This window comes from Mycobacterium sp. 1274761.0, from assembly GCF_001668615.1.
Lineage (GTDB): Bacteria > Actinomycetota > Actinomycetes > Mycobacteriales > Mycobacteriaceae > Mycobacterium.
This window is the reverse complement of sequence record NZ_LZMC01000008.1, coordinates 1-11280: the sequence shown is the minus strand read 5'-3', so window position 1 is coordinate 11280 and position 11280 is coordinate 1. Positions and strand designations below refer to the sequence as shown.

The following is an 11280-nucleotide window of genomic DNA, read 5'->3' as shown; positions in this document are numbered from 1 at the left end:
CGAACCCGGAAGCTAAGCCTGCCAGCGCCGATGATACTACCCAACCCGGGTGGAAAAGTAGGACACCGCCGAACACACACAAAGAAGTGCCCCCCAATTTGCTTGGGGGGCACTTCTTTTCGTGAGGTAGCTGAATTCAGCCCTTGGTCAACTGAAAGACGAAGAGTCCTGAATTGACAACCAGGGCGTTGTTATCGATGGTGGTCGCGATCCCGCTTGAGACCGCAGTCCACGTATTGCCCTGTCGATGCAATTCGATCACTGCCGCTACGTAGGTGCCCTCGAGCAATTCGGCGTTCGACGGCCTGGCCACTGCAACCGACGCACCTGTCAAGACTGCGGCTATCGCCGCGACTCGCATGATTATTTTGCCCGCCTCGAACGCACTGCCTGTTTGCGGGGAGTGCGTGCCGCGAGGCTAGCAGCAAGACCCAGTGTGACTTCCGAACAAAGTGCGGGCCGTCGCGGCCCGGACGCCGCGGGCCGTATTCTGGCACGAGATTTCCCGGCGAAAGGTTTCTGTGGCCGACAACAGAGCAGGCGGCGAGCGGCGTCAGCCTCGCAGTGGCGGCGGCGCACGCGGCCCGCAGCGACGCGGGGGTCGCCAACAAGCGCCGACTCGCTCGGGACCCAATCGCGCCCGTCCCACGCAGCCGAAAACTGAAGCGCCGCCGGAACGCAGCGGTCCGACGCTGTCCTCCGATATCGAGGCCCGGCAACTGTCTCCTGAGATCCGCCGCGAGCTCACCACACTCGACCGCAACACTGCTGACTTCGTCGCACGGCACCTCGTGGCGGCCGGCGAAGCACTCGACGACGATCCCGAGGCTGCACTCGAGCACGCCCGAGCCGCCAGGGAGCGCTCCGGTCGTATCGCGGCGGTGCGTGAAGCCGTCGGCATTGCCGCCTATCGATGCGGCGACTGGGCCCAGGCCCTCGCCGAACTGCGTGCCGCCCGCAGGCTGGGCTCCAAATCCCCGCTGTTGCCGCTGATCGGTGACTGCGAACGCGGTCTCGGCCGCCCCGAGCGAGCGATCGAGCTGGCCCGCGGTCCCGAGGCCGCGCAACTCACCGGCGACGACGCCGACGAACTGCGCATCGTCTTAGCCGGCGCCCGGTCCGATCTCGGCCAGCTGGACCAGGCACTGGCCATCCTGTCGACACCCCAACTCGACCCCACCCGAACCGGCCAGACCGCGGCCCGGCTGTTCTACGCCTACGCCGAGACGCTCCTTGCGCTCGAGAGAAGCGATGAAGCCCTTCAATGGTTCATCAACGCCGCAGCCGCCGACGTCGAAGGCGTCACCGACGCCGAAGAGCGGATCACGGAGCTGTCCTGACGTGACATCCCTTGTGCAGGAATACGACTGCCTCCTGCTCGACCTCGACGGCACGGTGTTCCGCGGACACGAGCCTACGCCGGGCGCCATCGACACCCTCGCAGCCATCACCGCTCGAACGTTGTACGTCACCAATAACGCCTCACGTAGTGCCGATGAAGTAGCCCTACACCTGCGTGCCATGGGCTTCCGTGCAGAGGGCGACGACGTCGTCACCAGCGCGCAGAGCGCCGCCCACCTGTTGGCGGACCGGCTACCCTCCGCAGCCAAGGTATTGGTCGTCGGCACCGATTCGCTGGCCGCCGAAATCACCGCCGTCGGCCTGCAGCCCGTCCGGCTGTGGTCGGACGGCCCGGTCGCGGTCGTGCAGGGTCATTCTCCTGAGACGTCGTGGCCGGACCTCGCCGAAGCTGCGCTCGCGATTCGGGGCGGCGCGCTCTGGGTCGCCGCCAACGTCGACAAGACCCTGCCCTCCGAGCGCGGCCTGCTGCCCGGAAATGGCTCGATGGTCGCTGCTCTGCAGACCGCGACCGATCGGAGGCCGACGGTCGCAGGCAAGCCCCAATCCACACTCCTCACAGATGCGTTGTCGCGCGGCAGTTTTCGGTCACCGCTGGTGGTCGGGGACCGGCTCGACACCGATATCGCCGGCGCCAACGCGGCGGGCCTGCCCAGCCTGATGGTGCTCTGTGGCGTCAGCACCGCCGAAGAGACGGTTCGTGCAGTGCCAGGGGAGCGGCCGACCTACCTCGCGGCCGACCTGCGCTCGCTGAATACCAGCGCAGACGCGCTGCGTGTCGGGCCACACCCGGCGTGGCATGTCGACATCGGCTCATCGGAGGTGACCGTGCACAACGCGGGTGGTGAGCCTTCCGACTCGTTGACCGTCGTGCGTGCGGTCGCCGACGCTGTCTGGAGCGCCGACCTCGTCGGGCGGCCGTACGCGATCGTCGCCGGCGATGACATCGCCCGCACCGCCCTGAAGCAGTGGTCACTGTTGACGTCGGCGCAGTTGCCCATCGACTAGCGTGAACACCGACATGAGTACCGAACCTGACCAGATCCGCGCCCGGATAGCGGCGCTGCTGGCCGAGCTACCCGATATCGAGGGATACGGTGCTGAGGAAGTCGACATCGACAGCGTCGCTGCCCGGCTCGAGGAGGCGCACGACCTTCTGGTTCAGGCGCTGGAGTCGGTGGAGAAAAGCCCGGTGCCATCGGAAAACCCGGACGGATGATGTCACGTGACGCGGCGCGCACGTGTTGACGCCGAGCTGGTGCGGCGCGGCCTGGCCCGGTCACGACAGCAGGCGGCCGAACTGATCACCGCAGGCCGGGTCAGCATCAACGGGATGCCTGCCGCCAAGCCCGCTACCGCCGTCTCCGTGGACGCGTCGCTCACGGTCGCGGCCTCCGGTGAACGCTCCTGGGTGTCTCGCGGGGCGCATAAACTGATCGGGGCGCTCGACGCGTTCGGTATCTCGGTGGCGGGCGCACGATGCCTTGATGCGGGCGCCTCGACAGGCGGATTCACCGAGGTCCTTCTGGATCGGGGCGCACGCGAGGTCGTCGCCGTCGACGTCGGCTACGGGCAGTTGGCGTGGAGCTTGCGTTCGGATGAACGGGTGACGGTGGTGGAACGCACGAACGTGCGCGAATTGACCTCGGCGGCTATCGGTGGCCCAGTCGACCGGGTCGTCGCGGACCTTTCCTTCATCTCACTGGTCGCGGTGCTGCCGGCGCTGGGCGCCTGCGCGTCGGCCGATGCCGATATCGTTCCCATGGTGAAGCCACAATTCGAGGTCGGCAAAGACCGGGTTGGGGCGGGCGGCGTCGTGTCCGACCCCGCGCTTCGCGCCACCGCCGTGCTGTCGGTTGCGCGACGGGCGGCCGAACTAAACTGGCACACAGTCGCTGTGACCGCCAGCCCGCTGCCGGGGCCGTCGGGCAATGTCGAATATTTTCTGCACCTGCGCCGGTCGGCGAACCCAGCCGAACGTGCATTGACGGGTGACACACTCGAACAAGCCGTGCAACGTGCTATCGCCGAGGGGCCTCAATGACATCCGATCGCACCATCTTGCTGGTGGTTCACACCGGCCGCGACGAAGTCACCGAGACCGCCCGACGGGTGGAAAAAGTGCTTGGCGACAACGGCATTGGCCTTCGGGTGCTGTCCGCTGAAGCCGTCGACCGCGGATCGGTGCACCTGGCATCGGAGGACATGCGCACACTCGGAGTCGACGTCGAGGTGGTCGATGCCGACGAACTCGCGGCAGAAGGGTGTGAGCTGGTCCTCGTGCTCGGCGGCGACGGGACCTTCCTGCGGGCGGCCGAACTCGCGCGCAACGTCGAAATCCCCGTCCTCGGCGTCAATCTCGGCCGCATCGGCTTTCTCGCCGAGGCCGAAGCGGATTCCATCGACACAGTGCTCGAACACGTCGTCAAGCGGGATTACCGCGTAGAGGAACGCATGACGCTCGACGTCGTCGTCCGTGTCGAAGGTCGAATCGTCAGCCGCGGGTGGGCGCTCAACGAGGCGAGCCTGGAGAAGGGGCCTCGCCTCGGCGTGCTCGGCGCCGTGCTCGAAGTCGACGGCCGCCCGGTATCGGCATTCGGCTGCGACGGTGTCCTCGTCGCGACACCCACGGGCTCAACGGCATGGGCGTTCTCCGCAGGCGGGCCCATCGTCTGGCCGGACCTCGAAGCAATTCTGGTGGTGCCCAACAACGCTCACGCGCTGTTCGCCCGACCCATGGTCACCAGTCCCGACGCCGCGATCGCCATCGAGGTGGAAGCGTCCGGTCATGATGCGCTGGTGTTCTGCGACGGTCGCCGCGAAATGGTGGTGCCGGCGGGCGGTCGGCTCGAGGTGACGCGATGTGGCACTCCGGTGAAGTGGGTGCGCCTGGACAGCGCCCCGTTCACCGACCGCCTGGTGCGCAAATTCCGGTTGCCGGTCACGGGCTGGCGCGGGCAGTAGTGCTCTCCGAGATCCGCATCGAGTCGCTGGGCGCGATCAGCACGGCGACAGCCGAATTCGACCGCGGGTTGACCGTGCTGACCGGCGAAACCGGCACCGGCAAGACGATGGTGGTAACTGGGCTTCACCTGCTCGGCGGCGCGCGGGCCGATGCCACGCGTATCCGGTCGGGCGCTGACCGTGCCATCGTCGAAGGACGGTTCAGCACCAAAGAACTCGGCGGGGATGTCACCAGCCACATCGACGACATCCTCGACGCATCGGGCGCCGACCGCGACGAAGACGGCAGCATCATCGCGGCGCGTTCGGTCAGCCGTGACGGACCGTCGCGCGCCTACCTCGGTGGCCGCAGCGTGCCCGCAAAGTCGTTGAGCACCTTCACCACCGAGCTCCTCACCTTGCATGGACAAAACGACCAACTGCGGTTGATGCGCAGCGACGAACAACGGGCCGCGCTGGACCGCTTCGCCGGGATCACAACGCTGCTGCAGCGGTATCGCGCCGCGCGCCAGTCGTGGCAGACGGCCCGCCGTGACCTGGCCGGAAGGACCCAGCGGGCACGCGAAATGGCGCAGGAGGCCGATCGGCTCAAGTTCGGTCTGGGCGAGATCGATGCCGTCGACCCACAACCCGGCGAAGACGACACGCTCGTCGAGGACATCAGGCGATTGTCCGAATTGGACGCGCTGCGCGAAGCCGCGCACTCTGCTCGCTCCGCTCTGTCGGGCACCCTCGACGATGCCGTCGACTCCGATGCCGGGTCAGCCGCTCACGCAGTCGGGCAGGCAAAGTCCGCCTTGGAGGCCACCGACGACAACATGCTGCGGGCGCTGGGGGACCGGTTGGCAGAGGCGCTGGCCGTGATCGGAGACGTGTCCACTGAGCTCGGCGACTTCCTCAGCGAATTGCCCAGCGATGCCAGCACTTTGGAGACGAAGCTGGCACGGCAAGCCGAGCTGCGGACGTTGACCCGTAAGTACGCCGCGGATATCGACGGCGTACTGGCCTGGGCCCGCGAGTCGAGGGACAGGCTGGCGCAGCTCGACGTCTCTGAGGAGACGCTGGCCGGCCTGCGGCGTCGAGTCGACGAGCTGGAAGCCGAAGTCAGCTCTACGGCAACCGAACTCAGCAAGGCACGCACCAAGGCGGCCAAAGGGCTGGCCAAGGCCGTCACCGCCGAGCTGTCCGGATTGGCAATGGCCGATGCCGAATTCACCGTCGCGGTGTCCCCGCTCGTCGTCAGGGGGGACGACTCGGCACCCCTGACCTTGACGTCGGGTGAGACGGTGCACGCCGGACCGGACGGCGTCGACGCCGTCGAGTTCGGGTTCGCCGCGCACCGGAGCACCGATGTGCTGCCGTTGAACAAGAGCGCGTCGGGTGGCGAGCTGTCCCGTGTCATGCTCGCACTGGAAGTGGTGCTTGCCGCTTCGGTGGAGGGCACCACCATGGTCTTCGATGAAGTCGACGCGGGTGTCGGCGGCCGCGCCGCGGTACAGATCGGCCGGCGCTTGGCACGGCTGGCGCGCACGCATCAGGTCATCGTCGTCACCCACCTGCCGCAGGTCGCCGCCTACGCCGACATTCATCTCGTCGTCGACAGCGCGGGCCGCAACAAGTCGAGCCGCGTGCGTCGGCTCGACGACGAGGGCCGGATCGCTGAACTGGCCCGCATGCTCGCCGGCCTCGGCGACTCGGACAGCGGACGTGCGCATGCCCGTGAGCTGTTCAGCGCTGCGCAAGCGGACCGCGAACTGGCTTCCTAGGCCTGTTACGGGTGTGACAGAAAGCGACAACTGAGGCTGGTGTTACGGCGCGCCTCCACCTCTAGTTGAGGGTTGGCCGACAGAATCGCGGCTATGAAGATGTCAGCGCTGCTATCCCGTACTGCCAGCCCACGGCCGGGCATTACCGGCACCGCCCGCGTGGACCACGACATCGATCGGTTGTTGAGGCGCGTCGGACCGGGAGACATCGTGGTGATCGACGCGCTCGATCTCGACCGCATCACCGCAGACGCCTTGGTCGAAGCCAATATCGCCGCCGTTGTCAACGCCTCGCCCTCCATCTCGGGCCGTTATCCGAACCTCGGTCCCGAGGTGCTCGTCAACAACGGCGTCACGCTGATCGATGAGACCGGCCCCGAGGTGTTCAAGCGCGTCAAGGACGGCGCCCGGATTCGGCTCTACGACGGCGGTGTGTACTCCGGAGACCGCAGACTCGCCTGTGGAACCGAGCGCACCGATCACGAGATCCACGAGCTCATGCACGAGGCCAAGAGTGGTCTTGTCGCTCATCTCGAGGCGTTCGCGGGCAACACGATCGAGTTCATCCGCAGTGAGAGCCCGCTGCTGATCGACGGCATCGGCATCCCGGATATCGACGTCGACCTCCATCGCCGCCATGTGGTGATCGTCGCCGAGGAACCGAACGCGGCCCAGGACCTCAAGGCGCTCAAGCCGTTCATCAAGGAGTACCAGCCGGTGCTGGTCGGCGTCGGTACCGGCGCGGACATCCTGCGCAAGGCCGGCTACCGCCCGCAGTTGATCGTGGGTGATCCCGAACGGATCAGCGCCGAGGTGCTGCGCAGCGGTGCCCAAGTGGTGCTGCCTGCCGACGCCGACGGCCACGCCGCCGGGCTGGAGCGGATCCAGGACCTGGGCGTCGGCGCGATGACGTTTCCGGCCGCGGGATCGGCCGCCGATCTCGCCCTGCTGCTGGCCGACCACCACGGCGCCTCGCTGATCGTGACCGCCGGCCACACTGCCAGCATCGAAGAGTTCTTCGACCGGTCCCGGCAGCACAGCAACCCGTCGACGTTCCTGACCCGCCTCAAGGTCGGCGAGAAACTGGTGGATGCCAAGGCGGTCGCCACGCTCTATCGCAGCCGCGTTTCCGGTGGGGCGATCGCGCTTCTCGTGCTGGCGATGCTGGTCGCCGTGATCGCCGCGCTGTGGGTGTCGCGGGCCGACGGCGCGGTGATCGACTGGGCCGTCGACTATTGGAATCGGTTCTTGCTGTGGGTTCAGAGCTGGGTTACTTAGGAGCGTGATGCGGTGATTTCCCTACGCACGCATGCTATCTCGCTTGCCGCAGTTTTCCTTGCGCTCGCCATCGGTGTGGCGCTGGGTTCCGGACTGCTGTCGAACACGGTGTTGTCCGGCCTGCGCGACGACAAGCACGAGTTACAGAGCCAGCTCGACGGGCTGACCGAGCAGCGGAATGCGCTCAACGAAAAGCTGGGTGCCGCAGGTGAATTCGATACCCAGATGTCACCGAGAATTCTGCGTGATGCGATGGCCGGCAAGTCCGTCGTGGTTTTCCGGACACCGGATGCCCAGGACGACGACGTCGATTCTCTGACGCGGATGGTCCAACAGGCCGGTGGAACCGTCACAGGGACGGTGTCGTTGACTAACGAGTTCGTCGACGCCAACTCCGCGGAGAAGCTTCTATCCGTGGTCAATTCGCCGATCGTGCCCGCAGGCGCGCAATTGAGCACCAAGTCGGTGGACCAGGGTTCCCAAGCCGGTGACCTGCTGGGCATCGCACTGTTGATCAACCGCGACCCCAAGGTGCCCGCCGTCGACGACCAACAACGCGACACCGTGCTCACCGCACTGCGGGATACCGGGTTCATCACCTACGCCGATCGCATCGGCGCGGCAAACACCGCCGTGGTCGTCACCGGGGGAGGCCTCGGTGATGACGCCGGGAACAGAGGCGCCACTGTCGCCCGCTTCGCGGCCGGCCTGGCGCCCCACGGTTCCGGCACTGTCGTAGCAGGGCGTGACGGCGTGGCCTCGGGTACCGCAGCGGTCGCCGTGACCCGGTCGGACGCGGCGTTGACCTCGGCGGTCAGCACCGTCGATGACGTCGACGCCGCCTCCGGTCGTATCACCACGGTGCTTGCCCTGCAAGACCTGATGGGCGGCGGTAGGCCCGGCCAGTACGGCATCGGGCAAGGCGCGACGTCGGTGACGGTCCCGCAGTAGGCCGTCGCGGCGTAGTGCTTCCCGCGCGGCGCGTCAGCGACGGCTTGTCGGGGTCGGTGTTAATGTGGAGTTCCGTGGGTCGGCAGGCCCCCAATGAGGCAATTCGCCTAGAAAAGTAAGCCCTGCCCGTCGTCACGGAGGTCGCTCTTGCCAGCATTACGCAAGCACCCGCAAACCGCGACCAAGCACCTCTTCGTCAGCGGCGGCGTGGTTTCTTCGCTGGGCAAGGGTCTCACCGCCTCAAGCCTCGGACAGTTGCTGACCGCCCGCGGTCTGCAGGTCACCATGCAGAAGCTCGACCCGTACCTCAACGTCGATCCCGGCACGATGAACCCGTTCCAACACGGTGAGGTGTTCGTCACCGAGGACGGCGCCGAGACGGACCTGGACGTCGGACACTACGAGCGCTTCCTCGATCGCAACCTGTCCGGCTCTGCGAACGTGACGACGGGCCAGGTCTATTCGTCGGTCATCGCCAAGGAGCGCCGCGGCGAGTACCTCGGCGACACCGTTCAGGTGATCCCGCACATCACCGACGAGATCAAGAGCCGGATCCTGGCGATGGCCGAACCCGACGATCAGGGCCGGCGACCCGACATCGTGATCACCGAAATCGGCGGAACCGTCGGCGATATCGAGTCTCTGCCGTTTTTGGAGGCCGCGCGGCAGGTCCGCCACGAGGTCGGCCGGGAGAACTGCTTTTTCCTGCACTGCTCGCTGGTGCCGTTCATGGCGCCGTCGGGTGAGTTGAAGACCAAGCCCACCCAGCACTCGGTGGCGGCTCTGCGGAGCATCGGCATCACGCCCGACGCGTTGATTCTGCGGTGTGACCGCGATGTGCCGGAGCCGTTGAAGAACAAGATCGCGCTGATGTGTGACGTCGACATCGACGGGGTGATCTCGACTCCGGACGCGCCGTCGATCTACGACATTCCAAAGGTGCTCCACCGCGAGGAACTCGACGCCTACGTGGTGCGCCGGCTCAACCTGCCGTTCCGTGATGTCGACTGGACCCAGTGGAACGATCTGCTGCAGCGAGTGCACGAGCCCCACGAGTCCGTGCGAATCGCCTTGGTGGGCAAGTACATCGACCTGTCGGATGCGTATTTGTCGGTGGCGGAAGCCCTGCGCGCCGGTGGTTTCAGGCACCACGCGAAGGTGGAGATGCGGTGGGTGGCCTCCGACGACTGCGAAACCGACAGCGGCGCAGCGGCGTTGCTTGACGACGTCCACGGCGTGCTCATCCCCGGCGGTTTCGGAATCCGGGGGATCGAGGGCAAGATCGGTGCGATCCGCTACGCGCGCAGACGCGGCCTGCCTCTTCTCGGTTTGTGCCTCGGCCTGCAGTGCATCGTGATCGAGGCGGCGCGGTCGGTGGGAATCACCGGCGCGAACTCCGCCGAGTTCGATCCGGATACCGCCGATCCCGTCATCTCGACCATGGCCGATCAGCGAGATGCCGTTGCAGGTGACGCCGACCTGGGCGGCACCATGCGGTTGGGTGCCTATCCCGCGGTCCTCCAGCCGGGTTCCATTGTGGCGCAAGCGTATGGGGCCACGGAGGTGTCCGAACGGCACCGGCACCGCTACGAGGTCAACAATGCCTATCGCGACCGTATTGCCGAAAGCGGGTTGAAGTTTTCGGGTACCTCACCTGATGGACACCTGGTGGAGTTCGTCGAGTATGCCGCCGACGTCCATCCCTTCATCGTCGGGACGCAGGCGCATCCCGAGTTGAAGAGCCGGCCCACGCGTCCGCACCCGCTGTTCGCGTCGTTCATCGGCGCCGCGCTGGACTTCAAGGCCGCCGAGCGACTGCCCGTCGAGATCGAGCACCGCGCCAACGGGGCCGAGCACACCGACGGCGTCGAGCAGTTGCTCCAAGATGGCTCCCGGCAAAAATCCGAAGCCCGTGGCTGAACACGATTTCGAGACCGTCGAATCCGAAACTCTGTACGTGGGAAAGATTTTCGCTCTCCGCGCCGATGAGGTTCTGATGCCGGGCGGCAACACGGCCCGGCGTGAGGTTGTCGAACACTACGGTGCCGTCGCCATCGTCGCGATGGATGACGACGGCAATGTCGTCATGGTGTATCAGTACCGCCACCCGGTCGGCAGGCGGCTGTGGGAGCTGCCCGCCGGCCTGCTCGACATGGGCGGCGAGCCGCCGCACATCACCGCGGCGCGTGAGCTGAAGGAAGAGGCGGGCCTGTCGGCTTCGACCTGGCGGGTTCTGGTGGACCTCGTCAGTGCACCGGGCTTCAGCGACGAGGGTGTCCGGGTGTATCTCGCCACGGGGGTGTCCGATATCGGCCGGCCGGATGCCCACGACGAGGAGGCCGATCTGGTGGTCCGGTGGTTTCCGCTCGACGACGCTGTCGCAATGGTCCTGCGCGGCGAAATCGTCAACACCATCGCGGTCAGCGGAATCCTTGCCGCCCACGCCGTCCGCGGCGACCACCACCCGTTGCGACAGGTCGACGCTGAGTGGGTCGACCGCCCGACCGCTTTCGCCCGTCGGACAGCCCAGCGATGACGGCGTCCTCTGTTCGCGCAACCGACACATCGGCAGTCAGGCCGGCCCTCGACGACCAACTCCAGGGCTACCTCGATCACCTGACGATCGAGCGCGGCGTCGCCGCCAACACGTTGAAGTCCTACCGCCGCGATCTGCGCCGCTACGCCGAACACCTGACTCAGCGCGGCATCGACGACCTCGGCAAGGTCACCGAGGCCGATGTGAGCGATTTCCTGGCCGCACTCCGCCGCGGAGACACCGACAGTGGAACCAGCCCGCTGTCGGCGGTATCGGCGGCGCGGGCGCTGATCGCGGTGCGCGGACTGCACCGCTTCGCGGCGGCCGAAGGAGTCACCGATCTCGACGTGGCCCGCGCCGTCAAACCGCCGACAGCGGGCTGGTTCCACTGTCGGTGTCTCCGCGGCGGAGTGCGGCCAGGAAATC

At 66.7% G+C, this 11280-nt stretch carries 12 protein-coding genes; 11 read left to right on the top strand and 1 reads right to left on the bottom strand.

What is annotated here, in order from left to right:
* Positions 1–136 precede the first annotated feature (136 nt).
* Positions 137–313: a hypothetical protein gene (locus A5651_RS01000; protein ID WP_156662480.1), complete on the bottom strand. Its 177-nt coding sequence runs from the start codon at positions 311–313 to the stop codon at positions 137–139.
* Positions 314–521: 208 nt separating this feature from the next.
* Here A5651_RS01000 and A5651_RS00995 point away from each other — a divergent pair, with 208 nt between their 5' ends.
* From A5651_RS00995 to A5651_RS00945, 11 genes are all read left to right on the top strand, one after another.
* The gene (locus tag A5651_RS00995; RefSeq protein WP_197496495.1) at positions 522–1340 is read left to right on the top strand and encodes a tetratricopeptide repeat protein; all 819 of its coding nucleotides are present in this window, start codon (positions 522–524) and stop codon (positions 1338–1340) included.
* A gap of 1 nt (position 1341) precedes the next feature.
* Positions 1342–2367 carry an HAD-IIA family hydrolase gene (locus tag A5651_RS00990; RefSeq protein ID WP_197496494.1) on the top strand — a complete coding sequence of 342 codons (1026 nt, stop codon included), beginning with the start codon at positions 1342–1344 and terminating at the stop codon, positions 2365–2367.
* 13 nt (positions 2368–2380) lie between these two features.
* Positions 2381–2578, top strand: a complete 198-nt coding sequence (locus A5651_RS00985; RefSeq protein WP_066974669.1) for a hypothetical protein — start codon at positions 2381–2383, stop codon at positions 2576–2578.
* Between the two features lie 6 nt (positions 2579–2584).
* Positions 2585–3403 (top strand): TlyA family RNA methyltransferase, encoded by an 819-nt coding sequence (locus A5651_RS00980; protein WP_066974664.1) that lies wholly within the window; start codon positions 2585–2587, stop codon positions 3401–3403.
* A complete protein-coding gene (locus A5651_RS00975) occupies positions 3400–4323 on the top strand; it encodes an NAD kinase (RefSeq protein WP_066974662.1) in 924 nt (307 codons plus the stop codon). The genes A5651_RS00980 and A5651_RS00975 overlap by 4 nt, the downstream gene beginning before the upstream one ends.
* Positions 4323–6089: a DNA repair protein RecN gene (recN, locus tag A5651_RS00970; RefSeq protein WP_066974661.1), complete on the top strand. Its 1767-nt coding sequence runs from the start codon at positions 4323–4325 to the stop codon at positions 6087–6089. The genes A5651_RS00975 and recN overlap by 1 nt, the downstream gene beginning before the upstream one ends.
* 93 nt (positions 6090–6182) lie before the next feature.
* Positions 6183–7367, top strand: a complete 1185-nt coding sequence (gene steA, locus A5651_RS00965) for a putative cytokinetic ring protein SteA (RefSeq protein WP_066974659.1) — start codon at positions 6183–6185, stop codon at positions 7365–7367.
* Positions 7368–7379: 12 nt separating this feature from the next.
* Complete coding sequence (locus tag A5651_RS00960) at positions 7380–8318, top strand: copper transporter (RefSeq protein WP_066974656.1); 939 nt, start codon at positions 7380–7382, stop codon at positions 8316–8318.
* Between the two features lie 147 nt (positions 8319–8465).
* Positions 8466–10238: a CTP synthase gene (locus A5651_RS00955; RefSeq protein ID WP_066974654.1), complete on the top strand. Its 1773-nt coding sequence runs from the start codon at positions 8466–8468 to the stop codon at positions 10236–10238.
* Positions 10231–10854, top strand: coding sequence for an NUDIX hydrolase (locus A5651_RS00950; protein ID WP_066974668.1), 624 nt, complete (start codon positions 10231–10233; stop codon positions 10852–10854). Before A5651_RS00955 ends, A5651_RS00950 begins: the two co-directional genes overlap by 8 nt.
* Positions 10851–11280: site-specific integrase (locus A5651_RS00945; protein WP_197496493.1), on the top strand; the 430-nt coding region annotated here is incomplete at its 3' end. The genes A5651_RS00950 and A5651_RS00945, both read left to right, overlap by 4 nt.

Coding starts and splice junctions, on each gene's coding strand:
- A5651_RS00985 (WP_066974669.1), top strand. CDS start 2,381: ATGAGTACCGAACCTGACCAGATCCGCGCCCGGATAGCGGCGCTGCTG.
- A5651_RS00975 (WP_066974662.1), top strand. CDS start 3,400: ATGACATCCGATCGCACCATCTTGCTGGTGGTTCACACCGGCCGCGAC.
- steA (WP_066974659.1), top strand. CDS start 6,183: ATGAAGATGTCAGCGCTGCTATCCCGTACTGCCAGCCCACGGCCGGGC.